At 63.0% G+C, this 25630-nt stretch carries 26 protein-coding genes and 2 tRNA genes; 17 read left to right on the top strand and 11 right to left on the bottom strand.

Going from position 1 to position 25630, the window contains the following annotated elements; all coding sequences use genetic code 11:
* Position 1: 1 nt before the first annotated feature.
* Entirely contained in the window at positions 2-1084 is a 1083-nt protein-coding gene (prfA, locus tag PKB_RS04265; RefSeq protein ID WP_043249284.1) for a peptide chain release factor 1, read from the bottom strand.
* Positions 1081-2349 carry a glutamyl-tRNA reductase gene (gene hemA, locus PKB_RS04260; RefSeq protein ID WP_043249282.1) on the bottom strand — a complete coding sequence of 423 codons (1269 nt, stop codon included), beginning with the start codon at positions 2347-2349 and terminating at the stop codon, positions 1081-1083. Before hemA ends, prfA begins: the two co-directional genes overlap by 4 nt.
* A 189-nt stretch (positions 2350-2538) precedes the next feature.
* Between hemA and PKB_RS04255 the strand changes: the two genes are divergently transcribed.
* The 10 genes from PKB_RS04255 (at position 2539) to PKB_RS04210 (ending at position 13145) form a co-directional block, all read left to right on the top strand.
* Complete coding sequence (locus PKB_RS04255; protein WP_043249279.1) at positions 2539-4260, top strand: tetratricopeptide repeat protein; 1722 nt, start codon at positions 2539-2541, stop codon at positions 4258-4260.
* Positions 4261-4267: 7 nt separating this feature from the next.
* A complete protein-coding gene (gene lolB / locus PKB_RS04250; RefSeq protein WP_043249272.1) occupies positions 4268-4891 on the top strand; it encodes a lipoprotein insertase outer membrane protein LolB in 624 nt (207 codons plus the stop codon).
* 4 nt (positions 4892-4895) lie between these two features.
* Complete coding sequence (gene ispE / locus PKB_RS04245) at positions 4896-5744, top strand: 4-(cytidine 5'-diphospho)-2-C-methyl-D-erythritol kinase (protein WP_043249270.1); 849 nt, start codon at positions 4896-4898, stop codon at positions 5742-5744.
* 32 nt (positions 5745-5776) lie between these two features.
* Positions 5777-5851: transfer RNA gene (locus PKB_RS04240), tRNA-Gln, on the top strand.
* 86 nt (positions 5852-5937) lie between these two features.
* A complete protein-coding gene (locus PKB_RS04235) occupies positions 5938-6879 on the top strand; it encodes a ribose-phosphate pyrophosphokinase (RefSeq protein WP_015478849.1) in 942 nt (313 codons plus the stop codon).
* A gap of 118 nt (positions 6880-6997) precedes the next feature.
* Positions 6998-7606 carry a 50S ribosomal protein L25/general stress protein Ctc gene (locus PKB_RS04230; protein ID WP_043249268.1) on the top strand — a complete coding sequence of 203 codons (609 nt, stop codon included), beginning with the start codon at positions 6998-7000 and terminating at the stop codon, positions 7604-7606.
* A 41-nt stretch (positions 7607-7647) separates the two neighbouring features.
* Positions 7648-8232 (top strand): aminoacyl-tRNA hydrolase, encoded by a 585-nt coding sequence (pth, locus tag PKB_RS04225; RefSeq protein WP_043249265.1) that lies wholly within the window; start codon positions 7648-7650, stop codon positions 8230-8232.
* Positions 8233-8256: 24 nt separating this feature from the next.
* A complete protein-coding gene (gene ychF / locus PKB_RS04220) occupies positions 8257-9357 on the top strand; it encodes a redox-regulated ATPase YchF (protein ID WP_043249264.1) in 1101 nt (366 codons plus the stop codon).
* A gap of 340 nt (positions 9358-9697) precedes the next feature.
* Positions 9698-12046 (top strand): Orn/Lys/Arg family decarboxylase, encoded by a 2349-nt coding sequence (locus tag PKB_RS04215; RefSeq protein ID WP_043249262.1) that lies wholly within the window; start codon positions 9698-9700, stop codon positions 12044-12046.
* A 115-nt stretch (positions 12047-12161) separates the two neighbouring features.
* Positions 12162-13145, top strand: coding sequence for a zinc-dependent alcohol dehydrogenase family protein (locus PKB_RS04210; RefSeq protein WP_043249260.1), 984 nt, complete (start codon positions 12162-12164; stop codon positions 13143-13145).
* Here the strand turns inward: PKB_RS04210 and PKB_RS04205 are convergent.
* Complete coding sequence (locus PKB_RS04205; RefSeq protein WP_043249258.1) at positions 13142-13987, bottom strand: nitrilase family protein; 846 nt, start codon at positions 13985-13987, stop codon at positions 13142-13144. The two genes, PKB_RS04210 and PKB_RS04205, sit on opposite strands and share 4 nt — an antisense overlap.
* 23 nt (positions 13988-14010) lie before the next feature.
* Positions 14011-15513, bottom strand: coding sequence for a purine-cytosine permease family protein (locus PKB_RS04200; protein WP_043249256.1), 1503 nt, complete (start codon positions 15511-15513; stop codon positions 14011-14013).
* 287 nt (positions 15514-15800) lie between these two features.
* On the opposite strand from PKB_RS04200, the gene PKB_RS04195 reads away from it, so the two are divergent.
* Entirely contained in the window at positions 15801-16703 is a 903-nt protein-coding gene (locus PKB_RS04195) for a LysR family transcriptional regulator (RefSeq protein WP_043249254.1), read from the top strand.
* A gap of 182 nt (positions 16704-16885) precedes the next feature.
* Positions 16886-16962: transfer RNA gene (locus tag PKB_RS04190), tRNA-Met, on the top strand.
* Between the two features lie 84 nt (positions 16963-17046).
* Here the strand turns inward: PKB_RS04190 and PKB_RS04185 are convergent.
* From PKB_RS04185 to PKB_RS04165, 5 genes are all read right to left on the bottom strand, one after another.
* Positions 17047-17229 carry a hypothetical protein gene (locus PKB_RS04185; protein WP_043249252.1) on the bottom strand — a complete coding sequence of 61 codons (183 nt, stop codon included), beginning with the start codon at positions 17227-17229 and terminating at the stop codon, positions 17047-17049.
* 28 nt (positions 17230-17257) lie between these two features.
* Positions 17258-17677: a type II toxin-antitoxin system VapC family toxin gene (locus tag PKB_RS04180; protein WP_043249250.1), complete on the bottom strand. Its 420-nt coding sequence runs from the start codon at positions 17675-17677 to the stop codon at positions 17258-17260.
* Positions 17674-17919: a FitA-like ribbon-helix-helix domain-containing protein gene (locus tag PKB_RS04175; RefSeq protein WP_043256908.1), complete on the bottom strand. Its 246-nt coding sequence runs from the start codon at positions 17917-17919 to the stop codon at positions 17674-17676. The genes PKB_RS04180 and PKB_RS04175 overlap by 4 nt, the downstream gene beginning before the upstream one ends.
* A gap of 571 nt (positions 17920-18490) precedes the next feature.
* Positions 18491-18991, bottom strand: coding sequence for a hypothetical protein (locus PKB_RS04170; protein WP_043249248.1), 501 nt, complete (start codon positions 18989-18991; stop codon positions 18491-18493).
* A 171-nt stretch (positions 18992-19162) separates the two neighbouring features.
* Positions 19163-19435 (bottom strand): MerR family transcriptional regulator, encoded by a 273-nt coding sequence (locus PKB_RS04165; RefSeq protein WP_043249246.1) that lies wholly within the window; start codon positions 19433-19435, stop codon positions 19163-19165.
* A gap of 132 nt (positions 19436-19567) precedes the next feature.
* Here PKB_RS04165 and PKB_RS28940 point away from each other — a divergent pair, with 132 nt between their 5' ends.
* Both PKB_RS28940 and PKB_RS29515 read left to right on the top strand, forming a co-directional pair.
* Positions 19568-19813: a DNA-binding protein gene (locus PKB_RS28940; protein ID WP_339325539.1), complete on the top strand. Its 246-nt coding sequence runs from the start codon at positions 19568-19570 to the stop codon at positions 19811-19813.
* Between the two features lie 71 nt (positions 19814-19884).
* The gene (locus PKB_RS29515; protein WP_156957983.1) at positions 19885-21534 is read left to right on the top strand and encodes a hypothetical protein; all 1650 of its coding nucleotides are present in this window, start codon (positions 19885-19887) and stop codon (positions 21532-21534) included.
* 212 nt (positions 21535-21746) lie between these two features.
* Here PKB_RS29515 and PKB_RS04160 read toward each other — a convergent pair whose 3' ends face one another.
* Together PKB_RS04160 and PKB_RS04155 are read right to left on the bottom strand one after the other, a co-directional pair.
* A complete protein-coding gene (locus PKB_RS04160; protein WP_043249244.1) occupies positions 21747-22607 on the bottom strand; it encodes a restriction endonuclease in 861 nt (286 codons plus the stop codon).
* A 102-nt stretch (positions 22608-22709) separates the two neighbouring features.
* Positions 22710-23411: an SOS response-associated peptidase gene (locus PKB_RS04155; protein WP_043249243.1), complete on the bottom strand. Its 702-nt coding sequence runs from the start codon at positions 23409-23411 to the stop codon at positions 22710-22712.
* A gap of 159 nt (positions 23412-23570) precedes the next feature.
* Here PKB_RS04155 and PKB_RS04150 point away from each other — a divergent pair, with 159 nt between their 5' ends.
* The 3 genes from PKB_RS04150 to ispA all read left to right on the top strand — a co-directional run bounded on the left by PKB_RS04150 (position 23571) and on the right by ispA (position 25539).
* A complete protein-coding gene (locus PKB_RS04150; RefSeq protein WP_043249241.1) occupies positions 23571-24224 on the top strand; it encodes a DUF6988 family protein in 654 nt (217 codons plus the stop codon).
* 188 nt (positions 24225-24412) lie between these two features.
* Positions 24413-24655 (top strand): exodeoxyribonuclease VII small subunit, encoded by a 243-nt coding sequence (locus tag PKB_RS04145; RefSeq protein WP_043249239.1) that lies wholly within the window; start codon positions 24413-24415, stop codon positions 24653-24655.
* A complete protein-coding gene (gene ispA / locus PKB_RS04140; RefSeq protein WP_043249236.1) occupies positions 24652-25539 on the top strand; it encodes a (2E,6E)-farnesyl diphosphate synthase in 888 nt (295 codons plus the stop codon). Before PKB_RS04145 ends, ispA begins: the two co-directional genes overlap by 4 nt.
* The last annotated feature ends 91 nt before the right edge of the window (positions 25540-25630 follow it).

The raw sequence follows: 25630 nt of genomic DNA, 5'->3' as shown, positions 1-25630 counted from the left end.
CTCAGTCTCCCAGGGCGGCCAGTTGGTCGGCCTGGTATTCCTGCAGCAGCGGCTCGATCACCTGCTCCACCGCGCCTTCCATGACCTCGCCCAGGGAATAGAGGGTGAGGTTGATGCGGTGATCGGTGACCCGGCCCTGCGGGAAGTTGTAGGTGCGGATGCGCTCGGAGCGGTCGCCCGAGCCCACCAGCAGCTTGCGCGTGCTGGCGATCGCTTGTTGCGCCGCGGCCTGCTGCTGGTCGTTGAGCTTGGCCGCCAGCCAGGCCATGGCCTTGGCGCGGTTCTTGTGCTGCGAGCGCTCTTCCTGGCACTCGACCACGATGCCCGAGGGGATGTGGGTGATGCGCACGGCCGAGTCGGTCTTGTTCACGTGCTGGCCGCCGGCGCCGGAGGAGCGGTAGGTGTCCACGCGCAGGTCGGCCGGGTTGATCTCGATGGCGGCCTGCTCGTCCGGCTCCGGCAACACCGCCACCGTGCAGGCGGAGGTGTGGATGCGCCCCTGGGATTCGGTGGCCGGCACCCGCTGCACGCGGTGCGCACCGGACTCGAACTTGAGCTTAGCGTAGACGTTGTCGCCTTCGACGCGGGCGATCACCTCTTTATATCCACCGTGTTCGCCCTCGTTCTCCGAGAGAATCTCCAGGCGCCAGCCCTGCTTCTCGGCGTAGCGCGAGTACATGCGGAACAGGTCGCCGGAGAAGATCGCCGCCTCGTCGCCGCCGGTACCGGCGCGGACTTCCAGGAACACGTTACGGTGGTCGTTGGGGTCCTTGGGCAGCAGCATGCGCTGCAGGCGGTCTTCCAGTTCGGCGAGGCGCGCCTTGGCGTCGGCGACTTCTTCCTCGGCCATCTCGCGCAGGTCTGGGTCGCTGTCCTTGAGCAGCGCCTGGGCGCCCTCGAGGTCGGCCTGGGTCTTGCGGAAATCGCGGAAGGCCAGGAACACCGGCTCGACTTCGGCGAATTCGCGGGAATAGGCGCGAAACTTGGTCTGGTCGCTGATCACCTCGGCATCGCCGAGCAGAGCGGTGAGCTCCTCATAGCGGTCGCTGAGGGTGTCCAGCTTGGTCAGCAGTGAGGCTTTCATCGCTTCTCGCTGCCCTCTTCGAGGGCGAACAGTTCCTGGGCCAGAGCCAGCGCGTCGATGCGGCCCTCGGCGGAGAGTTTCTTCATCTGCACGCTGGGGGCGTGCAGCAACTTGTTGGTAAGGCCGCGGGCGAGCTGAGCCAGGATATCGGCCGCGTCGCCGCCATTGGCCAGCAGGCGCTGGGCCTTCTGCAGCTCTTCGTCGCGCAGGCGCTCGGCCTGCTGGCGGTAGGCGCGCAGCACGTCGACTGCGGCCAGCTCGCGCAGACGCACCATGAATTCGTGGACGCCCTCGCCGACCAGCTCTTCGGCAGCCTGGGCCGCGCCCTGGCGGCTCTTCAGGTTCTCGGCGACCACTTCGTGAAGGTCGTCGACGCTATAGAGATAGACGTCCTCCAGCTCGCCGACTTCCGGCTCGATATCGCGCGGCACGGCGATGTCGACCATGAACATGGGCTTGTGCCGGCGCTGCTTGAGCGCCGTCTCCACCGCGCCCTTGCCGAGGATCGGCAGCTGGCTGGCGGTGGAGCTGATGACGATGTCGCTCTTGGCCAGGTACTCGGGCATGTCGGCCAGCAGGATCGCCTCGGCGCCCAGCTCCTGGGCCAGCAGGCTGGCGCGCTCGAGCGTGCGGTTGGCGACCACGATGCGCTTCACGCCCTGCTCGTGCAGGTGGCGGGCGACCAGGGTGATGGTTTCGCCGGCGCCGATCAGCAGCGCCTGGCTGCGGTGCAGGTCGGCGAATATTTGCTTGGCCAGGCTGACCGCTGCGAAGGCCACGGATACCGGGTTCTCGCCGATGGCGGTGTCGGTGCGCACGGTCTTGGCGGTGCTGAAGGTGGCCTGGAACAGGCGCCCCAGCATCGGACCGATGGTGCCCGCCTCGCGCGCCACGGCGTAGGCCGACTTCATCTGGCCGAGGATCTGAGGCTCGCCCAGGACCATGGAATCGAGGCCGGCGGCCACGCGCATCATGTGCCGTACGGCGTCTTCGTCTTCGTGCACATAGGCACTGCGGCGCAGCTCGTCCAGGCTCAGGCGGTGATAGTCGGCGAGCCAGGCCAGCACGTCCTCGGCCTGCGGATGCTCCAGCTCCAGGTACAGCTCGCTGCGGTTGCAGGTGGAGAGGATCGCCGCCTCGCGACTGGCGGTGAGCCGGCACAGCAGCTGCAGGGCCTCGACCATCTGCCCGGGCGTGAACGCCACGCGCTCGCGGACGGCCACGGAAGCTGTCTTGTGGTTGATGCCGAGGGCGATGAAGGCCATGCAGGATCGCTGAGGTAATTCGGGAAGCCCGCAATTGTCCTACGTCGACGAAAGGAGGACAACCACCGCAATGCAAGCGGCCGATCTGTGCGTCTATGCTGGGTTGGGCGGCCCCCACCCCATGGGCTTGCCGATTGGCTTATGTCATGATGGGGCCCACCCCGCCGGTCAGGTTCATCTCTTTCGTCTATGAACAAATCCCTAGCGCTGCTGACTGCCTTGCTGCTGCTCGGCGGCTGCCAATCCATGCTGCACAAGGCACCAGCCCCCGCCCCGACCAAAGAGAGCGCGGCCAGCGCGGAGAAGAACCGCAAGTACGGCTCCTTCAGCGAAGACACCCTTTATTCGCTGCTGGTGGCGGAGATCGCCGGCCAGCGCAACCGCTTCGACATCGCCCTGGCCAACTACGTCGACCAGGCGAAGGAGACCCAGGACCCAGGCGTGGCCGAACGCGCCTTCCGCATCTCCGAATACCTCGGCGCCGACCAGGAAGCCCTGGAAACCTCGCTGATCTGGGCCAAGGCCGCGCCCGACGACCTCGACGCCCAGCGCGCTGCCGCCCTGCAACTGGCCCGTACCGGCAAATATGACGAATCCATGGTGTACATGGAGAAGGTCCTCAACGGCCAGGGCGACACCCACTTCGACTTCCTTGCCCTGTCCGCCGCCGAAACCGACCCGGACACCCGCGCCGGCCTGCTGCAGAGCTTCGACCGCCTGCTGAAGAAGTACCCGGACAACGGCCAGCTGCTGTTCGGCAAAGCCCTGCTTTTGCAGCAGGACGGCCGCCCGCAAGAGGCCCTGAACCTGCTGGAAAGCAAGCCGGCCAGCCGTCATGAAGTGGCCCCGCTGCTGCTGCGCGCACGCCTGCTGCAGAGCATGAAGCGCAGCGACGAGGCCCTGCCGCTCCTGAAAGACGGCATCAAGGAACACCCGGACGACAAGCGCGTGCGCCTTGCCTATGCGCGCCTGCTGGTCGAGCAGAACCGCCTGGACGACGCCAAGGCCGAGTTCTCCGCGCTGGTCCAGCAGTTCCCCGACGACGATGACCTGCGTTTCTCCCTGGCCCTGGTCTGCCTCGAGGCGCATGCCTGGAGCGAAGCCAAGGTCTACCTGCGCGAACTGATCGACCGCGACAGCCATACCGACGCCGCGCACTTCAACCTCGGCCGCCTCGCCGAGGAAGAGAAGGACCCGCAAACCGCACTCAAGGAATACGCCCAGGTCGGCCCGAGCAACGACTTCCTCCCGGCGCAGCTGCGCCAGAGCGAAATCCTGATGGAAGACGGGCGCCTCGACGAAGCCTCCCGGCGCCTCGCCGAAGCCCGCGCGCGCCAGCCCGACTACGCCATCCAGCTGTACCTGATCGAGGCCGAGGGCCTGTCCAATCGCAACCAGGTCGACCGCGCCTGGGGCGTGATCGAGCAGGCCACCAAGCAGTTCCCCGACGACCTGAACCTGCTCTATACCCGCTCCATGCTCTCGGAGCGGCGCAACGACCTGGTGCAGATGGAGAAGGACCTGCGCTTCATCATCCAGCGCGAACCGGACAACGCCATGGCGCTGAACGCTCTCGGCTACACCCTGGCCGACCGCACCACGCGCTACGACGAGGCCCTCGACCTGATCCTGAAGGCCCACAAGCTGAGCCCGGACGATCCGGCGATCCTCGACAGCCTGGGCTGGGTCAACTATCGACTGGGCCATCTCGACCAGGCCGAAGGCTACCTGCGCCAGGCCCTGGAGAAATTCCCCGACCACGAAGTCGCCGCCCACCTGGGCGAAGTGCTCTGGGCCCGCGGCAAGCAGAGCGAGGCTCGCAAAGTGTGGTCCACCGCCCTGCAGAACCAGCCCGACAGCTCGGTACTGCGCGACACCATGCAACGCCTGACCGGCTCCAAGACCCCCTGAGATTCCCATGCGTCTGATTCACCTCCTCGGCGCCGCCGCCCTGCTGATGCTGGCCGGTTGCGCCGGCCTCACCTCCCACGAATCCCTCGAAGGCCAGGGCAACGCCACCACTTGGAAAGCCCACAAGGAGCGCGTCGCCGCCCTCGACGGCTGGCAGATAGACGGCAAGGTCGGCATCCGCGCACCGAAGGATTCCGGCAGCGGCACACTGTTCTGGCTGCAACGCCAGGGCTATTACGACATTCGCCTGTCCGGCCCGCTGGGCCGCGGCGCCGCACGCCTGACCGGGCGTGAAGGCGCAGTGACCCTGGAGGTCGCCGGCCAAGGCCGCTACCAGGCCGAATCCCCCGAAGCGCTGCTCGAACAGCAACTCGGCTGGCGCCTGCCGGTATCGCACCTGCTCTGGTGGGTGCGTGGCCTGCCCGCCCCGGACAGCAAGAGCCGCCTGACCCTCGATGGCGACAGCCACCTGGCCCGCCTGGAACAGGACGGCTGGAACGTCGAATACAGCAGCTACGCGCAGCAGGACGGCTACTGGCTGCCCGAGCGCCTGAAGCTGCACGGCCAAGACCTCGACGTCACCCTGGTGATCAAGAGCTGGCAACCGCGCCTGCTCGGCCAGGCGCATTGATGACATGCAAGCGCGCCTGACCCTGCCGGCCCCGGCCAAGCTCAACCTGTTCCTGCACATCCTCGGCCGCCGCCCCGACGGCTATCACGAGCTGCAGACGCTGTTCCAGTTCCTCGACCACGGCGACGAGCTGCACTTCGCCCCGCGCGAGGACGGCCAGATCGTCCTGCGCACCGAGATCCCCGGCGTCCCCCACGACAGCAACCTGATCGTCCGCGCCGCGCGCAAGCTGCAGGAGCAATCCGGCTGCCGCCTGGGCGTCGACATCTGGCTGGACAAGCGCCTGCCCATGGGCGGCGGCATCGGCGGCGGCAGCTCCGACGCGGCCACCACCCTGGTCGGCCTCAACCACCTCTGGCAGCTGGGCTGGGACGAAGACCGCCTGGCCGCCCTGGGCCTGACCCTTGGCGCCGACGTGCCGGTGTTCGTCCGCGGCCGCGCGGCCTTCGCCGAAGGCGTGGGCGAGAAGCTCACGCCGGTCGAGCTCGAAGAGCCATGGTTCCTCGTGGCGGTTCCGCAAGTCTTTGTCAGCACAGCAGAAGTTTTCACCGACCCCGAGTTGACACGCGATACGCCGCCCATTAAAGTTCGCAGCCTTCTCGGGGTGGACGGTCATAACGACTGCCAGCCGGTCGTCGAGAAGCGTTACCCAGAGGTTCGTAACGCTTTGATCTTGCTGAACAAATTTACGTCAGCCAGATTGACCGGAACCGGAGCTTGTGTGTTTGGGAGCTTCCCAAACCAGGGCGATGCTGATAAAGTTCGCCGCCAACTTCCGGCCACTCTGCCAAGTTTCGTAGCCCAAGGGCGCAATATCTCGATGTTGCACCGCAAGCTTAAGGAGCTGGCCTGAGAAGGGATGCAGAGCATTCGGTTGTACGATACAGGGGCGTCGCCAAGCGGTAAGGCAGCAGGTTTTGATCCTGCCATGCGTTGGTTCGAATCCAGCCGCCCCTGCCATATACCCTGAAAAGCTGCTCAAAAGCTTTGGCCTTTGAGCAGCTTTTTGATTCATCAGGTCCACCCTCACCCGGTAGGTACTGCGCGTGTCCAAGATGATGGTTTTCACGGGGAACGCCAACCCCGACCTGGCCCGCCGTGTCGTGCGCCAGCTCCACATCCCCCTCGGTGACGTTTCGGTCGGCAAGTTCTCCGACGGCGAAATCAGCGTCGAAATCAACGAGAACGTGCGCGGCAAGGACGTCTTCCTGATCCAGCCTACCTGCGCACCGACCAACGACAACCTGATGGAACTGGTCGTGATGGCTGACGCCTTCCGCCGCTCCTCGGCCACTCGTATCACCGCCGTGATCCCGTACTTCGGCTATGCCCGCCAGGACCGCCGTCCGCGTTCCGCTCGCGTGGCTATCAGCGCCAAAGTCGTCGCCGACATGCTGACCGTCGTGGGCGTCAACCGCGTCCTGACCGTCGACCTGCACGCCGACCAGATCCAGGGCTTCTTCGATATCCCCGTCGACAACATCTACGGCTCGCCCGTACTGGTCGACGACATCGAAGACCAGCGCTTCGAGAACCTGATGATCGTCTCCCCGGACATCGGTGGCGTGGTGCGTGCTCGCGCCGTCGCCAAGTCCCTGGGCGTCGACCTGGCCATCATCGACAAGCGTCGTCCGAAGGCCAACCAGTCCGAAGTCATGCACATCATCGGTGATGTCGAAGGCCGTACCTGCGTACTGGTCGACGACATGGTCGATACCGCTGGCACCCTCGGCCACGCCGCCAAGGCTCTGAAAGAGCACGGCGCCGCCAAGGTCATCGCCTACTGCACCCACCCGGTGCTGTCCGGCCGTGCCATCGAGAACATCGAGAATTCCGTGCTGGACGAGCTGGTGGTGACCAACACCATCCCGCTGTCCGCCGCTGCCCAGGCCTGTGGCCGCATCCGCCAACTGGACATCGCTCCGGTTGTCGCCGAAGCCATGCGCCGGATCAGCAACGAAGAATCGATCAGCGCCATGTTCCGTTGAGGAAACCCTCGACGAACCTGGCCTGACGAAAGCGCTCCGCCCCGGCGGAGCAATTGAAGAATCGCCCGAACGCTGGTCGCAAGCGCTCGGGCGATCTTGTCATTCTGGAGATTTAGAAATGGTTGATTTTGTACTGAATGCCCAAGCGCGTTCCGACCTGGGGAAAGGTGCGAGCCGCCGCCTGCGTCGTAATGCCGGCCTGGTTCCTGCGGTCATCTACGGTGGCGACAAAGCCCCGGCTTCCGTGACCCTGGAACTGCGCGAAGTAGCCAAGCTGCTGGAAAACGAGGCTGCCTTCAGCCACGTGATCGCCCTCAGCGTCGACGGCGCCAAGGAAACCGTGCTGATCAAAGCCCTGCAGCGCCACCCGGCCAAAGGCTACGTCATGCACGCTGACTTCCTGCGCGTCGTTGCCGACCACAAGCTGACCGCTCACGTTCCGCTGCACTTCCTGAACGAAGAAACCGCAGTTGGCGTCAAGCAAGGCGGCGGCGAAGTTTCGCACGTCATCTCCGAAGTCGAAGTTTCCTGCCTGCCGAAAGACCTGCCGGAATTCATCGAAGTCGACCTGGCGAAAGTCGAAGTCGGTCAGATCGTTCACCTGTCCGACCTCAAGCTGCCGAAAGGCGTGGAACTGGTTCAGCTGGCTCATGGCAATGACCTGGCCGTTGCCAACATCCACGCTTCCCGCGTAGTTAAAGAAGAAGGCGAAGGCGCCGCCGAGTAATAACTCGCGAGCCTCTGCCTCCTAAGGAAAGGGCCCCCGTCGTGACTGCCGTGCAACTGATCGTTGGCCTGGGTAACCCAGGCCCGGAATACGAACAGACCCGGCATAACGCGGGGGCCCTTTTCGTTGAGCGCCTGGCCGACCGCGAACGCGTCAGCCTGAGCCTCGACAAGAAGTACTTCGGCCTGGTCGGCAAGTTCAGCCACCAGGGCCGCGACGTTCGTCTGCTCATCCCCACCACCTACATGAACCGCAGCGGCCAGGCCGTAGCGGCGCTCGCCGGGTTCTTCCGCATCCCGGTCGAAGCCATCCTGGTGGCCCACGACGAACTCGACATGCCTCCGGGCACCGCCAAGCTCAAGAAGGGCGGCGGGCACGGCGGGCACAACGGGCTGCGCGACATCATCGCCCAGCTCGGCAACCAGAACGGTTTCCACCGCCTGCGGCTTGGCATCGGCCATCCGGGGCACAGCAGCCTGGTTTCCGGCTTCGTCCTCGGCCGCGCCCCGCGCAGCGAACAGGACCTGCTCGACGCCAGCATCGATTCCGCCCTCGGCGTGCTGCCGGAAATGCTCGCAGGCGACTGGACGCGCGCGATGCAGAAGCTGCACAGCCCGAAGGCCTGACCCGTCTCCCCAGAGGTACACCACATGGGCTTCAACTGCGGCATCGTCGGCTTGCCCAACGTCGGCAAATCCACCCTGTTCAACGCCCTGACCAAATCGGGTATCGCGGCGGAGAACTTCCCCTTCTGCACCATCGAGCCGAACAGCGGCATCGTGCCGATGCCCGACGCACGCCTCGACGCCCTGGCCGAGATCGTCAAGCCCGAGCGCGTGATCCCGACGACCATGGAGTTCGTCGACATCGCCGGCCTGGTGGCAGGTGCCTCCAAGGGTGAAGGCCTGGGCAACAAGTTCCTCGCCAACATCCGCGAGACCGACGCCATCGCCCACGTGGTGCGCTGCTTCGAGGACGACAACGTCATCCACGTCAGCAACAGCGTCGACCCCAAGCGCGACATCGAGATCATCGACCTCGAACTGATCTTCGCCGACCTCGACAGCTGCGAGAAGCAACTGCAGAAGGTCGCGCGCAACGCCAAGGGCGGCGACAAGGAAGCAGTGGCGCAGAAAGCCCTGCTGGAAAAACTCATCGCCCACTTCACCGCCGGCAAGCCTGCGCGCAGCCTGCTCAAGGACATGGGTGACGAAGAGAAGCGCCTGGTGCGCGGCTTCCACCTGCTGACCAGCAAGCCGGTGATGTACATCGCCAACGTCGCCGAGGAAGGCTTCGAGAACAACCCGCACCTCGACGCCGTGCGCGCCATCGCTGCCGAGGAAGGCGCCGTGGTCGTGCCGGTGTGCAACAAGATCGAAGCGGAAATCGCCGAACTCGACGACGACGAAGAGAAGCAGATGTTCCTCGAGACCATGGGCATGGAAGAGCCGGGCCTGAACCGCGTGATCCGCGCAGGTTACGAGCTGCTCAACCTGCAGACCTACTTCACCGCTGGCGTGAAGGAAGTCCGCGCCTGGACCGTCCGCATCGGCGCCACCGCCCCGCAAGCCGCGGCCGTGATCCACACCGACTTCGAAAAAGGCTTCATCCGCGCCGAAGTGGTCGCCTACGACGACTTCATCCAGTTCAAGGGCGAACAGGGTGCCAAGGAAGCCGGCAAATGGCGCCTGGAAGGCAAGGACTACATCGTCAAGGACGGCGACGTGATGCACTTCCGCTTCAACGTCTAAGCCTCGGCAAGTCCCCTCGGATCCAGCCGCACCCGAACCCCCTTGAGCGCAGCCGCCTCAAGGGGGTTTTCTTTTGCCGCCTGTCGGCCACAGGGTCTTCGGCCTTTCGCAGCAGAACCGTCCCGCTCCGGGCCCCGACGAAAACGCGGGTACCGCCGTCGGACCGGTGCTTAGCTATCTGAAGACACACAGCATCGCCGGCGAGCGCGCGGCGGTGGCCGGGCTCGTTCCGTGCTCGTGCAGTTCGCGAAAGGCATGGTGCCCGTTGATTGAACGGTAGTCCCCGCGGGCGCCCGACAGACCTTGCCGGCCCCGCTCCACTTCATGCCGGGGATGCGTCATGTCTTTCGATCGAATGTTCGACTTCCTGTTGTGCAGCTCGACCAGCGAGCCGCGCAGCTTTTCCTCGACCCGGCTCGGCCAGGTCGCCGACGAACTGATCCGCCTCGGCTATGGCGTCTCTTTCACGGACCCCCCCGCCGATGCCTGCTCGGCGGTACGCGCGGATGCGGCGATCGGCTGCATCGTCGTCGAGTGGTCGATGTCGGAGCCGGAGAACGAAGTCGAGGCGTTCGTGCAGTTCGTGCGCGAGCGCGGCCTCGAGGTGCCGATCTTCATCCTCGCGGAGCGCCACCGGCTCGACGAAATCCCGGTGCAGGTGCTCGGGCAGGTGAGCGGCTACGTGTTCATCGAGGAAGACACCCCGGCGTTCGTCGCACGCAATCTCGCGAGCCACCTGCGCAACTATGCCGAGTCGCTGAAGACACCGTTCTTCGGCGCCATGGTCGACTACGCGGACGAAGCGAACCAGATGTGGACCTGCCCCGGTCACAACGGTGGCGTCTTCTACCAGAAGAGCCCGGTCGGCCGAGCCTTCGTCAAGCATTTCGGCGAAGCGGTGTTCCGCAACGACCTCGACAACTCGGTGATCGAGCTCGGCGACCTGCTCGTGCACGAAGGGCCGGCGCTGGCCGCGCAGCAGGCAGCCGCGCGCATCTTCGGCGCCGAGAGGACCTACTTCGTGCTCAATGGCACGTCCACCTCGAACAAGATCGCGCTGACCGCGCTCGTCGCGCCGGGTGACCTGGTGCTGTTCGACCGCAACAACCACAAGGCCGCACACCACGGCGCGCTGCTGCTCGGCGGCGGCCTCCCGGTGTATCTGCCGACCACGCGCAACGCGCACGGGCTCATCGGTCCGATCGACTACTCGGCACTCGATGAGACGCGTATACGCGAAGCGATCCGCAGCCATCCCCTCGTGAAAGACCCGGAGGCATGGCGAAAGGAGAAACCGTTCCGCGTGGCAGTCATCGAGCAATGCACCTACGACGGCACGATCTACAGCGCGCAGCAACTCGTCGAAAAGCTCGGCCCGCTATGCGAATACATGCTCTTCGACGAGGCATGGGCCGGCTTCATGAAGTTTCACCCGATCTATCGCGGACGCTTCGCGATGGGCGTCGAAGGGCTGGACGCCAGCGCCCCCGGCCTCATCGCGACGCAATCGACGCACAAGCAGCTGGCCGGCTTCTCGCAGGCCTCGCAGATCCACGTGAAGGACGCCCACCTCGACGGCCAGCGCCGCCAGGTCAGCCACCGGCGCTTCAACGAGATGTTCCTGCAGCACGCCTCGACGTCGCCTTTCTATCCGCTCTTCGCCTCGCTCGACGTCGGGGCGCAGATGATGCGCGGACGCTCCGGCGAGGTGCTGTGGGACGACACGATTCGCCTGGGCATCGAACTGCGCAAGAAGATCCGGGCGCTGCGCGACGAGTACGAGGCGATGCAGACCGACCCGGCACGCCGCTGGTTCTTCGAGCCGTTCGTGCCGACGCTCGCGCCTGCAGCGCCCGGCGCAGCGGGTGCGCTGCGGCGCTGGGAGGACGTGCCCACCGACGAACTCGCGTCAGACCCGCGCTACTGGGAACTGGCGCCAGGCGAAACCTGGCACGGCTTCGGCACGCTGGCGCCCGGCTACGCGATGACCGATCCGAACAAGATGACGCTGCTGACGCCCGGCTTCGACCGCGCGACCGGTAACTACGCCGAACACGGCATCCCTGCGTCGGTGCTCGCGCAATTCCTGCGCGAATGCCGGATCGTGCCGGAGAAGAACGACCTGAACAGCATCCTGTTCCCGCTCACGCCCGGGCTCGAATCATCGAAGGCAGGCACGTTGCTCTCCGCACTCGTGCGCTTCAAGCAGTTGCACGACGACAACGCGCTGCTCGACGACGCGCTCCCCGCGTTCGTCGCCGCGCATCACGAGCGCTATGCGGGCATGGGCCTGCGCGACCTATGCGCTCAGATGCACGCGTTCTACCGCCAATGGGACGTGAGCCGGCTGCAACGCCAGCCGTTCGAAGCGGAGCATTTCCCCGAGCCCGCAATGCTCCCGCAGGAAGCGATGCACGCACTCGTGCGCAACGACGTCGAGCTACTGCCCATCGACCAGATCCAGGGCCGCATCGCAGCGACGCTGGCGCTGGTCTATCCACCGGGCATCGGCGTGGTCGTGCCAGGCGAGCGCTACGATGGGCGCGCCCAGCCGATGCTCGACTATTTCCGCATGTTCGAGGAGGCCGGCAACCTGTTTCCCGGCTTCGAAAACGAGATCCAGGGGGTCTACCGCCGGGTCGGAAGCGATGGTCGTACGCGACTGCATACCTATGTCGTGATCGAATGACGCCTCATCCGCGCCCCTCACTTTCAGGCCAGACCAGCGGATTGATGCCGGACAACCCTGCGCTGGCCGGCGCTCGCTACGCTGAACCGAACGCTCCTTGAATCGGAGGTGCCCCATGCGCGCCATGCTGCTCGAACAGATCGGCCAGCCGCTGCAACTGCGCGAGCTGCCGATGCCGCAACCCGGCCCCGGCGAACTGCGCGTTCGCGTGGCGGCATGCGGGGTGTGCCGGACCGATCTGCATGTGGTCGACGGCGAGCTGCCGCCGGCGCCGCTGCCGATCATTCCCGGGCACGAGATCGTCGGCCATGTCGATGCCCTTGGCGCAGGCGTTGAGGGTTTCACCCTCGGGCAGCGCGTCGGCGTGCCCTGGCTGGGGCATACCTGCGGGCACTGCTCGCACTGCACCCATGAGCGGGAAAACCTCTGCGACACACCGCAATTCACCGGCTACACCCGGCCCGGCGGCTACGCCGAATACGTGGTAGCCGACGCGCGCTACACCTTCGCCCTGGGGAATGCCGGAGACGACGCCGACCTGGCTCCCCTGCTCTGCGCCGGGCTGATCGGCTGGCGATCGCTGGACAAGGGGGGCGCCGCCCCGCGCCTCGGCCTGTACGGCTTCGGCGCGGCAGCGCATATCGTTTTGCAGGTGGCGCGCTGGCAAGGGCGCGAGGTCTATGCCTTCAGCCGGCCCGGTGACCGCGCCGCCGAAGCCTTCGCCCGGTCGCTGGGCGCCGCCTGGGCCGGCCCTTCCGACCAGTTACCGCCGCAGCCATTGGATGCGGCGATCATCTACGCCCCAGCTGGCGAACTGGTGCCCGCCGCGCTGCGCGCCGTGCGCAAGGGTGGCCGGGTAGTCTGCGCCGGCATCCACATGAGCGACATCCCGAGCTTCCCCTACGCGATCCTCTGGGGTGAGCGCGAAGTCGTCTCGGTGGCCAACCTCACCCGCCAGGACGGCCTCGACTTCTTCCCGATCGCCGCCCAAGCGGGCGTGCGCACCGAGGTCCATCGCTACCCGCTGGAGCAGGCCAACCAGGCCCTGGACGACCTGCGCCACGGGCGCTTCCAGGGCGCGGCAGTGCTGGTGCCTTAGCCCAGCAATCCGCCTTCGTCATAAAGGCTCGGCCGGCGGTCCTGGTGCAGGTGGTTGTAGCGGCTGATGCGTTTGTTGCGCGCTTCCGCCAGGTTCAGGGTGGCCAGCAGGAGCTGCTCGCCGCCCTCTCCCTCCGGGCCGGCTTGTGGATAACCGTCGGCATCGACGATCACCGAACCCTGCACCCACTCCACCCCGCGCTCGCTGCCGTGACGGTCGCAGGCGGCGATGAACAGGCGGTTGATCGACGCATTGGCCTGCACCCGCACCACTTCCGCCGGGCGCTCCAGCGCTGGACGCGGCCCCCACGGCCAGTTCACCGGCGCGCAGAGCAGCTCGGCGCCCGCGAGGGCCGGCAAGCGCACCCACTCCGGGAATTCCAGGTCGTAGCAGATCATCACCGCGAGCCGCCCGAAGGCCGTCTCCACTACCGGCGGCGCCTCGCTGCCGGCGGTGAAGATAGCGTTCTCGCCATCCCACAGGTGCGCCTTGCGGTAGATGGCCCGCACGCCGCCGGCATCCACCAGCGCTGCGCTGTTGGCCACGCGCTCGTCGTCCAGGCGCTCGCAGAAGCCACCGACGATGACGATCTCCAGCTCCCGCGCCAGCGCCTGCCACAGCTGGAGGGTCGGGCCCTCCGGCGTTTCGGACAGCGCCAGCGCCTCGGCCAAGTCATGGAAGACGTAGCCGCTCTGCGCCAGCTCCGGCAACACCACCACCTGCGCGCCGCGCAGCGCGGCCTCGCGGATGGCCCGCTCGCCGAGGCGGCGGTTGTGGGCCAGGTCGCCAACGCTGGGTGCCAGCTGGCAGCAGGCTACGGTGACAGGTCTGGAAACGCTCATGGATAGGTCCTTTGCCGACGTATTCAAGGCTGCTCGCCGCCCTGGCGGGCCATGGCGAGGATGTCGCGCTCGCTGATGGCGTCGACCACGCGGCGCTCCGCTTCCAGGTCCAGCGAGCGGCTGAGCACGTAGTAGGTCAGGCCCGACACCAGCAGGCCTACCAGCCAGGCGATGTCCACGCCGTCGAGCATCCGCGCCACGGGGCCGACGAACACTTCCTTACCGGCGGCGGCATCGAAGATGTAGAAGAACGGGACCATGCAGACGAAGCCCACCACGTAGGCGACGATGCCGCGCAGCTGCCAGGCGCCGTAGATGCCCTTGGGCGTGAAGAAGTGCGGGATCGCGTAGCGGCCCTTGCGCACGCCGAAGTAGTCCACCAGGTTCACCGCGGTCCAGGGCACCAGGAAATACAGCATCAGCACCAGGAAGGTGTTGAGGATGGAAATGCCATTGCCGCGGATCGACAGCACGCAGCCCAGCAATACCAGGGTGATGACCAGGATCGACAGCACCCGCGCACGCGGCGTGGGGTTGATGCGGCGCACCGAATCGACGCCGGTCAGCAGGGTCAGCATGGCGCTATAGGTATTGAGGGCGATCACCGGCAGGAAGCCAGCCACCGAAACCAGCACCAGCACATGGCCGAGGCCCGGCAGCAGCGAGGACCCCACACGGTCCAGCGCCACCAGGGCGTCGGACGCCTGCAGCAGCTGAGCCAGCCAGGCGCCCAGGCCGATCATCCAGGCACCGGACAGCGAAGCACCGAGGAATACAGCGGCGATCAGCTTGGCGCGACTGGTGTGCTTGGGCAGGTAGCGCGAGTAGTCCGACACATAAGGCGCGTAGGAAATGTTGTAGCTCGCGGCGATGGCGAACTGGGTGGCGAAGGCGACCCAGCTGAAGCCCAGGGGGCTCGTCGGCGCGGCCGGCGCATCGGCCTGCCCGGCGCCGAACATCAGCGCGACCGTCACTAGCGTGTAGAGCGGCAGGGTCAGCATCAGCGCCCACTTGAACGCCTTGTGCATCAGGTCGTGGCCGTAGATCGACAGCAGCGCGCCCACGGCGATCACCGCGCAGGCCACCGGGATCGGCTCGAGGCCGAAGACGTTGCGCAGGCCGTCCATGATCAGCGAGACGTTCACCACGTTGAAGCCGACGAACACGAAGAGCGTCGCCAGCAACGCCAGCACCACCCCGCGATAACCGAACTGAGCGCGCGACTGGATCATCTGCGGCAGGCCCATCTCCGGCCCCTGCGAGCCGTGGAAGGCCATGAACAAGGTGCCGAACATGATGCCCAGCGCGCCGGCGAGGGTTGTCCACAGGGCGGACAGCCCCAGGCTCGGCCCGACGAAGCCGATGGAAATGGTGAAGAAGTGGAAGTTGCCGAGGAACCAGAACGGCCCCTGGCTGGAGAGCCGGGCGTGGCGCTCGGACTCCGGGATGTAGTCGATGGAATGGCCTTCGATGGCCAGCCCGGCGCCGGTTTCGGCGGTGCGGGCGGAATGGCTGGACCCAGACATGGGGACGCTCCTGCTCTGCGCGATCTTGTTCTTGTGGCGGGTTCGATACGGCTGCTTAAACATCGAATCCATCTATGTTGCGCAAGGTGCTCGTGGCGGCGGACGATGGCGCCCGCCTGAGCCCGCGGCCTATCATGAGCCGCCGGTGACAGCCACTTCCCGCGTCCCTGCCTGCGCAAGCCGATGCCGTCGAAGACGAAATCTAGGCCCGGGCAGCGGGTCATAAAATACCGGCCACCCACTGTTCACATAGATCGCGACCTATATGAGTCGCCCCGAGGTCAACGATGCTGGGCAACGTATCGGAACTGGATATCCGCCTGATCCGCGTGTTTCTCGCGGTGGTCGAGGCCGGCGGCATCTCCGCCGCCCAGGGCACCCTAAACACCACCCAGCCGACCATCAGCGCGCAACTGGCCTCGCTGGAAACCCGCCTGGGCTTTCGCCTCTGCCAGCGCGGCCGCGCCGGCTTCGCCCTGACGCCCAAGGGCAGCCAGTTCGTCGACGCGGCGCGGCGCCTGCTGGCCGCCGCCGAAGGCTTCCGTGTCGAGGTGCAGCAGATCAACCGCACCTTGGGCGGCACCCTCAACATCGGCCTGCTCGGGCAGATCGACCCGCAGGCCAACAAGCGCATCGCCCTGGCCATCGCCCGCCTGCGCGCCCGCCACCGCGGCCTGTACTTCCAGTTCACCGAACTGTCCTCGACCTTCCTCGAGGAAAAGCTCATCAACGGCCACCTCGACCTCGCCATCGGCTACTTCTGGCATCGCCTCGACACCATCGACTACCTGCCGCTGTTCCGCGAAACCCAGATCGCCTACTGCGGCGCCGCCCACCCGCTCTACCCACAAGCCGGCGGGCTGAACAGCGAAGACGTGGCCGGACACGAATGGGTCTGGCCCAGCCACCCCCTGCCGGAAATGCCCGCCCCCACCGCCCTGGAAAACCTCACCGCCCTCACCGACAGCATGGACGGCGCCGCCCTGCTGATCCTCTCCGGCCAGCACCTGGGCTTCCTGCCGCAGCACTACGCGACCAAGCACGTCGAACAGGAACAACTGCGCGCCCTGAACCCCGACCAGCTGCGCTACGAAGTCGACTTCCAGGCCGCCATGCGCCGCTCCGCCCGGCCGGGCGAGCTGGTGAGCGCCTTCCTGGAAGAACTGATGGAAGTGTTCGAGCTGCAATAGAAGGCAAGCGCCGGCGGCCAACGCCGCCTCCCCTCCCCAGCTCGAAGCGCACGCCAAGCCGATGCACGCCCCCATCGGCCAGCGCTATCGGCACTTTCCCGCTAAACGGTTGAAAGATCAGAAAATTATCGTAGGCCAGGGGTTGACATCCCCCAACGACATGCGGAAAATGCGCGCCACTCGGCTACATAGCTCAGTCGGTTAGAGCGCAGCATTCATAATGCTGATGTCCCAGGTTCAAGTCCCGGTGTAGCCACCATATCTAGAAAGGGGTTAGCGAAAGCTAACCCCTTTTCTTTTTGCCTGTTGAAGACACGGTCTGACCGCCAGCTGCCTGGCAGCCTCAGAGCATCGTGTAGAGAATCAGGGCCATCAGCAGCGCGGACAGCGCAATCGCCAGGCGCTCCATCCAGGAGAAGAAACGCCTAACCGGCCGACCTCTCGCCTTCTGGCAAAAGTTGTAGGTGGATATTGCCTCCAGAAACATCGGTATCCCCACTAGCACTAGCAGCGCAGCCATTTTCATGGCATCCAGCCTCCCTGCCGGTTGATTGTCAGTCCTTCCACGGATCTGTCAGCGAAACCCCGAAGTGCTCGAAATGGCGGACATTCCGCGTAGCGATTTGTGCGCCATGCAGCCGGGCAATTGCCGCAATCTGCCCGTCCGCCATATCGGCGATTTTTCCCCTGGACTCACTCTCCGCTACCAGCTCGGCGTAGTGCACCGCGGCGTCGGTATCGAATGGCAGGATGTTGCCGGCGAAGTCTTCCTCGAACATCACGAGGGCCAAGTCATGCAGGGCCTGCTTACGCTTCCCATCGGGCATCCGGGCAATGCCGTAGAGAATCTCTGCCACGGTGATGGCACTGATGTGCAAGTCATTCACAGGCTGCGCATCGATCCAGGCGACCACCGCTGGGTCCGGCTTGGCTCGCATCAGTTCCGAAAGAACATTGGTGTCGAGCAGGATCATTCGTCGAAGTCCGCAGCACGAGCCTTGGTCGTGCGAGCCGGTATCTCGATATCGGCCCCGCCCATAGACGCGAAGCGCGCATGAATCCGGCTACCCAGACCTTCGCGCTTCTCTTCCCTGGAAAGCGCCTTGGCGAGGATGACCCGCACCTCCTCCTCCATCGAACGGCCGTGGCTGGCGGCGACCACGCGGAGCTTGGCCTTGAGGTCTTCGTCCAGGTTTCGAATGGTGATGCTGGCCATGTGTGCCTCCAGTGAAATCATTGAAATCACTGAGAGCATACGGGAGATCGTTCTGCCTTTGCCAGCGGCGGCAAGCGCAGGGCGGCCCCATGCGTCTCAGAAACCGGTGCGCACCACTTCTCTGCATCACCCTCTAGCGGCTGGGCAAAAAAAGCTCGCATGGGCGTCGGGCCTCGGTATCTCTGCGCCGCTTCGGTGTGCTCGGAAAGTCTTTGTTTCGCCCCCTCGGGCGAGTCACTTTCTCAGTCGCCAGAAAGTAACCAAAGGGCTTGCCCCGCCATACGGGCCCGATGAAGCCGGGCTTCCCTCGCGAATTCCCCCGCACCGGAGGCCCACCCCGAGGGTACGTCCCTGTAGCCCGCGGGGCTCTCGCGACATCCATGTCGCTCAACCTCCTCAGCGCGGGTTTCGCTCGGCCTCCTGAAGGGGCGCTCGGCGCGTGCGGAGGTTTCTCTGGAAGTCCAAGAGCAAGAGCCGTGCGGTGTTGCTGCTCTTCGTAGGATCGAGGGGGACGCCCAGTCCTTGCTCGCGAACCGCCTCGGCACCATTGCATCGACGAATCAGCAATCCCTCAGAACCCCCACCGCCTGCGCAACTCACCAAACTCCCGCGCCGCCGCTTCTGCCGTGGCCACTTCCTCTTCCAGGGCCGGCAGGCTGTAGCGGGTTTCCTTGCGGGTGATGGCGCCGGGCAGGCCGGGGGCCAGGTTGCTGACTTCCTGGCTGAAGTAGTTGAAGGCCCAGCCGCCGTGGATGAAGGCGTTGCGCCGGGCGCGGATGCGATCCATGCGCCCATACCAGGCGTTGAACTCGCGCAGGCAGGCGTCATCGTCGGCGCAGCGCCGGGCGACCATCGCCCGCAGCGCATCCATCTTGGCCTTCAGCGTCAGTTGCTCGACCAGCGGCCCCAGCAGCGCCGCCTCGCCCGTACCGGCCAGGCGGCCCAGGCAGAGGTCGAGGTTCAGCTCGAAGCGCGACAGCAGCAGCACCAACCGGCCGATCAAGGCACCGACCGCCGCCTCCAGCTCCGCCTCGGACAAGGGGAAAGCGGGCAAGGGGCTCAGCTGGGTCATGCGCCCTCTCCTTCCCGGCCCTCGTCCGGCAGGCTCAGCCCGGTCGCCGCCCCGGCGCAGCGGCGCGACGTATCGACGCAACCGCTGCCGTGGTTTCTATAAAGAAAGGGATGCGAACGACACGCCCAACCGGACAACCCCAACTGCATCGGCGCAGGTCGATCGTCCACCTCACTCATCCTCGTAATCACCCTGGCTGAAGATCGACTTGCCCCGCTCCAGGTCGCGGCGAATGCGGTGCAGGTTGATCACACGCCGCCGGCCGATCTTCACCGATGGCACCGTGCGAGTTTCCACCCAGCCACGCACCACGTCCTCGCTGATCTCGTCCAGGCCGAGCATTTGTGCGAACACCATCTGTGTGCAGAAAGGCGCGGTACGGAAATCAGTGATCTTTTCGGGCGCGCCGGTGACGGTGAACCCCACTACTCCAGACTGTTCCATGGTTTTGACCTATAATGAAAAGCACTTTTACTGAGTATTATTTACTAAGTAATAAATCATAAGCCTAGATTGTCCATAAGTACAATCTACTAAGTAGATTATCCGGGAATGATAAAAGACCGCCTTATAACCTTGTTCAACAAGGAACGGACAAGTGTCTGGTTTGAGAAGCAAACCGGAATTGATCGCTATCGGTGGGGAAATGTCAGAAACGGAAAAGCTCGAATCACAGATGCAGAGATAGAGGCTGTGGTGGAGCTATTTCCGCAGTACGCACTGTGGCTAGTCACTGGCAAGATCGCTCCGGAGTGCGGCCAAACTAATCCTGAATATGATGAGGCCAACCAAGACAACTCCAATGAAAAACTTGAAGAATAATTTCAAACTTTTCAGAGAAAGCAGCGAAAGAACATAAAGCAAAAAAGGAATAGCTCAGCCAGGGAAAATTTATGAATGAGTACAGCGGACGCACTTGGTACACATACTCTTCTAAAATTAAAATCAACAAACCACTAAAGAAGGCAGCTAAAAATCTTGTCACATCAAAGGCATTCGCATTCTCGCTAAGCTCTGACGGAATTATAACTTACACAAACAAAACCAAGACCCAGGAAGACCAATTAAAAATAACAACCAACAACACCCTAAATGGAATATATGTTAGAAATCACGACAAATTCATCGAAAGCCAGAAATCAGCGCTAACAAAATTAGCTTTTAAAACTGCGCTGGACCTTCACCTATCAACTCTAAAGCTATTCAGCCAAGACTTTGGTTTTCCTCGAGAGCATATCAGAATATTTTCCCACCCCATTTACATAAGGAATTCCGGGAGCAATGAAAGCTACGACGGTTTTCTCCCATATATAAATTTATACATCGATGGACTCATCCAAATCACGCTCGCACCTCTAGGGGATTTTGAAAACAAAGCACCAGAGCAAATATTGCACCAAGAAATAAACAGATTCCAAATCGACATAGATTCCGTTCTGGGATGCGAAGGTCTTCTAGGCGAAATCATAAACCTTGATTACGATAATTTTTCGCCCTTCAAGAAAGCCATTGGCATAATCCCTACAAGCAGACAAAGAGAGAAAATTCTAAAGGAAAAAGAAATAATTGAACTTGGCGAAATAAGTGACGAAGTCGTTGAACTACTCCATCTACCCGGATCTAACTTTTGCCTCACAGACCTCTGCCTTAATTTCCTAGATATTTGTGGAAATATAATAAACAGAAAAGACAGACACTTGCCATCCTACTGGTTAAACCCTGGGAGAAGCAAAATATTCAGGAGCAGTATTTGGACAGGAAAACCGAATCTATATATCGAGACCCACACGGACCAACGGCCATCTTCAAGAGAAAATCTTGAGGCACATAAAGCATTTATCCAGAGCACTATAACCAGGGTCCATAGCAAGCACTTCATTGAAACCGACGAAAATGTAATTATCGACCTAAGACCACTCGATGATTTCAACCACATTTACTCAGAAAGCAGCACGACTGTACTAATTGCGAAAGATGCCCATTTAGCAATTTCGGCATCAGAGTCATTTACCTTTGAAAACCTGGTGGCTGACTGCCAGATAAAGAACGAAACCGCACAACTCCTAGCCATTACATACGAAAACTTGATAGATGAATTAAGCAACACAACTAAAGCGCAGGATCTTTACGCTTTAAGAAGCAGAGCAAACCAACTAGAAGAGCAAATACTGAGATCAACACGACGACTAGGCGAAATTTCAAGCTTCTTTAAATCGGTCCAGGATCAACCAGAACTTAAAAGCTCAATAAAGCATCTTGAGCAAAAATTTCTAACCGTTGAACAACTCCTCAATTTTAAAGAGAAAATCTCTTCAGAAAAGCACAACAAAAAACTCACAATAGTATTTGGCATAATTGCGTCTGTCTCTATCTCCCCCGAAATAATCCAGCCAATAGCAAAACTACTCGACTGGCGCGTTTTATACAGTGAAAACTGGGGAAAAATCACCTGCGCACTCACAGCATTCCTGGTAACAATTATAATTATAAAGGGACAAGACATAGCCAAAATCATTCAAAACACATTTAAAAATGGTCATTGACGGCAAAAACCTCGCCAAGAACATCTATAAAGCTTAACCGTCACCAGTGTCGCTCAAATAATTTCAACAAAGCGCTCTTCGCACCCCGCTTTATTGCTCGCTGAATAGCAACTAAAAAACCTCTTCCACATTCCCCAGCAGGCAGGAAACTGCCCCCAAGAAACTCGATCCCCACATAAGCTCCCCTTTTGAGAAAGGGGACAGATTTATTTTTACCCTTCATACCCCCTTACTCCCCGACACACAGGAAACTTCGAGCAACCCCAGAACGTCCCGCCAACATTTGATCCACGCTTTGCCGTTCTGATCGTCATCACCTCACTGCACAGGGGGCAAAGAGGAGCAGCTGGCAGGGTGGCTGTAGGGGCCGTTTTGTCATTTGCTGGAGCAGCGGGTTCAGTTGTAGATCGATTAGCAATCCACCGCTTGAGCAAAACCCCATCCACCAACTGAATATTCCGCCCCTGCGCAAAATTCTTGGCCTCCTCGGTATAAGTGCCGGAAGTCACGACAAATCCACCCGCCGCCCCCTGCGCTGCCATCACGCCAAAGAACTCGCGGATCACCGTCACGCCAACCTTGATGGCCTTCCATTGCTTGCACTGGACCAGGTACTTGTCGCTGCCCATTTGCAGGACCAGATCGACGCCGCCGTCCGGGCCGTTGCCGCCGGTTTCCGTGACGCTGAAGCCCTTGCGGCGGAAGACTTCGCCCACTAGTTGCTCGAATTCGCGCCAGCTGATGCCGTCTACGGTGCGGCCGGATTCGCGGGCGTTGGCCACGTCGGCGACCAGCTTCTTGCGCTTTAGGCGGCCGAAGAAGGAGGCGGCTGCGCCAATGATCAGGGCGAACGGGACGATGTATTGGAAGACCATGGCGAAGCTGCGCAAAACCATGCCGCCGGCCTGCTCGCCGAATTGGTGTAGGTCTTGGGCGACGGGAGCCGGAGCAGTCGCGTAGCTGTGCAACAGCAGGTAGGCGGCCAGCGCCAGGATCAGCCCCAACCACCACGGCAGCAGGGCCGCGAGTTCGATGAGGGCTTCGATGGGAGTGGTTTTGCGGCGGCGAGACATTCCTTAGTCCTCGTTGCATCCAATGCATGGCACCTAGCCATCATCGAAGCTAACGCTATAAGCCCCCTCAGTAAAGACGGAATAAGAAGTCCGGATGGGCGGCTATTTGTCGCCCGGCAGCGGCTCGATCAATTCCACCCCGTCGTTCTCCTGCCTATTCACCAACAAGCTGACCCGATGCCCCACGAGCGCCGGCCCGGCTTTATCCACAAGGGCCGCGACCTCCTTCGGCGACAGCTGCGGCGCCAGCCAGGCGTCTTGCTGCTCGCGGCCGAGTACCACTGGCATGCGGGTGTGGATGGCTTCGAGGGCGGGCGTGGCGGCGCGGGTCAGCATGGCGCAGGACAACACTTCTTCCCCGCTCGGGCTCTGCCATACCGACCAGAGCCCGGCGAAGGCCAGCAGTTCGTCGTCGGCGGGGTGGATGTAGTACGGCTGGTGTACCAAGCGGCCGGCGGGGTTGCGCACGCTTTCGCGTTCGTTCCACTCGTACCAGCCCACGGCGGGCATCAGGCAGCGGGTGCTGTGCAGGGCCTGGCGCCACATGGGCTTGCTGGCCGCTTCTTCGCTGCGGGCATTGAAGGAGAAGCGCGGCGGCGTTTCTTCCTTCCACCAGAAGGGGATCAGGCCCCAGCGGGCCGGCAGCAGCTCCAGTTGCCCGCCCACGCTCTCGCGCAGGATGGGCACGAGGGTGGTCGGCGCCACATTGAAGCCCCGGCGAATCCAGCGCCCGGCATTGCGCGAACCGATATGCCAGTAGCGCTCGATTTCCGCTTCTTCGGGGGTGACGTAGCGGCCGCACATGGAATTGTTTGCCTTCGCAGAGCGCCTTGTCAGAAAGTGCTTTCAGCGTAGTACCAGTACTTCGGACGCACTGAACAGCCGACCACAAGCGGGTCTTCTGCTTTTGGCCTGGGCCAAGAAACACATCAGCCAATCCGCCACTTTCTCGGAGGCAATGGAATGACCATCGAACTGGATGACGTGCTGACACGTTCGCGCGAACTGCACAGGGCAATCGAAGCGCATCTGAACAATGCAGTTCTGGAGGACTCTTCCCGCTCGGAAAGCAGCTTCTACATGTGCACGCTTTCGCTGGAGCACGGAGCGGGCCTTCGAGCCCTGATCTCACAAGGCAACGCCGTTTCGGCAACAGCGCTCATGCGTCTCCAGTACGAAGCGCTGGTAAGAGGCATCTGGATTGAATACGCCGCAAACGAAGCCCAGCTGGAGAAGATCTGCCAGCCCCTTACGCTGGAAACTGAACAAGCTGCGAAAAGCCTTCCTGGATTGGATGACATGCTGAAGAAGCTGGAGAACACACCAAGTGCTCCGCAAATGGCTGTTATTCAGCTCGTGGACTTCAAGCGAGTGATGCTTAAAGCCCTGAACTCGTACGTTCATGGCGGCCTCCATCCTCTACGGCGACACGCCGAAGGTTTTCCCATTCCGCTAGCAATAGAAGTCGTCAGGAACTCCAACGGCCTGGCAACGATGGCGGGAATGATGATGGCTCTACTAACTCGAGATCCCACAATCACCCAGCCAATGAGGCATATCCAACTGAAGTTCCACGACTGCCTCCCTCAACTTCTATATCCAGCAGCCAAGGCGTAACCGAAATACCTGAGGGCGGTTCCCTGTCATTCGACGGCCATCCAGTTGCCAGGGACGTGCTTCTCGACTCAATGCACACGGTATTCATCGAGAGCTTCCGAAGCCCGCTCAAAAGCCCCGCAAATTTGCCCGCAAGCCCCGTCTCTGCTAGTGTCGCCGGGTTTTGAACACCCCCGCCGAGAGTCCCCATGGCCCGCAAGAAAGCCGTCGATTTCGAGCAGTCCCTCGCTGAACTGCAAACCCTGGTGGAACGCCTGGAGAGTGGCGAGCTGTCCCTGGAGGATTCGCTCGGTGCCTTCGAGCAGGGCATCCGCCTGACCCGTGATTGCCAGTCGGCGCTCAGCCAGGCCGAGCAGAAGGTGCAGATCCTCCTGGAGCGCGATGGCGAGCTGAGCGAGGCGCCCTTCGATTCGGCGGGCGACGAAGCATGATCAGCGAGTACCAGGCGCGCTGCCAGGCGCGTGTCGATGCCGCGCTCGACGCCCTTTTCGTTGCTCCCCGCCCCGAACTCACCCGCATCTACCAGGCCATGCGCTACAGCGTCGTGAATGGCGGCAAGCGCGTGCGCCCGCTGCTGGCCTATGCCGCCTGCGAGGCCCTGGGCGGTGACATCGCCCGTGCCGATGGCGCGGCTTGCGCGGTGGAGCTGATCCACGCCTATTCGCTGGTGCATGACGACCTGCCGGCGATGGACGACGACGACCTGCGCCGTGGCCAGCCGACCACGCACATCGCCTTCGACGAGGCCTGTGCGATCCTCGCTGGCGACGGCCTGCAGGCGCTGGCCTTCGAGGTGCTGGGCGATGCCGTGCGCAACCCGCAGGACGTCGATACGCGGCTGGCCATGGTCACCGCCCTGGCGCGTGCCGCCGGTTCTGCCGGGATGGTCGGCGGCCAGGCCATCGACCTCGAATCCGTGGGCCGCAAGATCGACCAGGCGGCGCTGGAGAACATGCACCGGCACAAGACCGGCGCGCTGATCGAAGCCAGCGTGCGCCTCGGCGCCCTGGCCAGCGGCAATGCCGATACCACCCGTCTGGATGCCCTCTCCCACTACGCCAAGGCCATCGGCCTGGCGTTCCAGGTGCAGGACGACATCCTCGACGTGGAGAGCGACACCGCCACCCTCGGCAAGACCCAGGGCAAGGACGAGGCGAACGACAAGCCTACCTACCCCGCGCTGCTCGGCCTCGACGCCGCCAAGGCCTATGCCCTGGGCCTGCGCGACCAGGCGCTGGCCGCGCTGGAAGGCTTCGACGCCAACGCCGAGCCACTGCGCCAGCTGGCCCGCTACATCGTCGAGCGACGCAGCTGATCGACGCACGGGGCAAGGACCGCCCCGTCAGATTCCCCTGCATCCCCCCTTCTCAGTAATTCCGCCTAGCCCATGCCGACGCTGCAGACCA

This window comes from Pseudomonas knackmussii B13 (assembly GCF_000689415.1).
Taxonomy (GTDB): domain Bacteria; phylum Pseudomonadota; class Gammaproteobacteria; order Pseudomonadales; family Pseudomonadaceae; genus Pseudomonas; species Pseudomonas knackmussii.
Note: the sequence above shows the minus strand (reverse complement) of the source record. Positions and strands in the feature narration are given on the sequence as shown.

Coding starts and splice junctions, on each gene's coding strand:
- PKB_RS04200 (WP_043249256.1), bottom strand. CDS start 15,513: ATGTCTGGGTCCAGCCATTCCGCCCGCACCGCCGAAACCGGCGCCGGG.
- PKB_RS04155 (WP_043249243.1), bottom strand. CDS start 23,411: ATGTGCGGCCGCTACGTCACCCCCGAAGAAGCGGAAATCGAGCGCTAC.
- PKB_RS04215 (WP_043249262.1), top strand. CDS start 9,698: ATGTCTTTCGATCGAATGTTCGACTTCCTGTTGTGCAGCTCGACCAGC.
- lolB (WP_043249272.1), top strand. CDS start 4,268: ATGCGTCTGATTCACCTCCTCGGCGCCGCCGCCCTGCTGATGCTGGCC.
- ispE (WP_043249270.1), top strand. CDS start 4,896: ATGCAAGCGCGCCTGACCCTGCCGGCCCCGGCCAAGCTCAACCTGTTC.
- hemA (WP_043249282.1), bottom strand. CDS start 2,349: ATGGCCTTCATCGCCCTCGGCATCAACCACAAGACAGCTTCCGTGGCC.
- PKB_RS04145 (WP_043249239.1), top strand. CDS start 24,413: ATGGCCCGCAAGAAAGCCGTCGATTTCGAGCAGTCCCTCGCTGAACTG.
- PKB_RS29515 (WP_156957983.1), top strand. CDS start 19,885: ATGAATGAGTACAGCGGACGCACTTGGTACACATACTCTTCTAAAATT.
- ispA (WP_043249236.1), top strand. CDS start 24,652: ATGATCAGCGAGTACCAGGCGCGCTGCCAGGCGCGTGTCGATGCCGCG.
- PKB_RS04175 (WP_043256908.1), bottom strand. CDS start 17,919: ATGGCCAGCATCACCATTCGAAACCTGGACGAAGACCTCAAGGCCAAG.
- PKB_RS04165 (WP_043249246.1), bottom strand. CDS start 19,435: ATGGAACAGTCTGGAGTAGTGGGGTTCACCGTCACCGGCGCGCCCGAA.
- PKB_RS04230 (WP_043249268.1), top strand. CDS start 6,998: ATGGTTGATTTTGTACTGAATGCCCAAGCGCGTTCCGACCTGGGGAAA.
- PKB_RS04160 (WP_043249244.1), bottom strand. CDS start 22,607: ATGTCTCGCCGCCGCAAAACCACTCCCATCGAAGCCCTCATCGAACTC.
- PKB_RS04180 (WP_043249250.1), bottom strand. CDS start 17,677: ATGATCCTGCTCGACACCAATGTTCTTTCGGAACTGATGCGAGCCAAG.
- PKB_RS04170 (WP_043249248.1), bottom strand. CDS start 18,991: ATGACCCAGCTGAGCCCCTTGCCCGCTTTCCCCTTGTCCGAGGCGGAG.
- PKB_RS04255 (WP_043249279.1), top strand. CDS start 2,539: ATGAACAAATCCCTAGCGCTGCTGACTGCCTTGCTGCTGCTCGGCGGC.
- PKB_RS04195 (WP_043249254.1), top strand. CDS start 15,801: ATGCTGGGCAACGTATCGGAACTGGATATCCGCCTGATCCGCGTGTTT.
- prfA (WP_043249284.1), bottom strand. CDS start 1,084: ATGAAAGCCTCACTGCTGACCAAGCTGGACACCCTCAGCGACCGCTAT.
- PKB_RS04205 (WP_043249258.1), bottom strand. CDS start 13,987: ATGAGCGTTTCCAGACCTGTCACCGTAGCCTGCTGCCAGCTGGCACCC.
- PKB_RS04210 (WP_043249260.1), top strand. CDS start 12,162: ATGCGCGCCATGCTGCTCGAACAGATCGGCCAGCCGCTGCAACTGCGC.
- PKB_RS04185 (WP_043249252.1), bottom strand. CDS start 17,229: ATGAAAATGGCTGCGCTGCTAGTGCTAGTGGGGATACCGATGTTTCTG.
- ychF (WP_043249264.1), top strand. CDS start 8,257: ATGGGCTTCAACTGCGGCATCGTCGGCTTGCCCAACGTCGGCAAATCC.
- PKB_RS04150 (WP_043249241.1), top strand. CDS start 23,571: ATGACCATCGAACTGGATGACGTGCTGACACGTTCGCGCGAACTGCAC.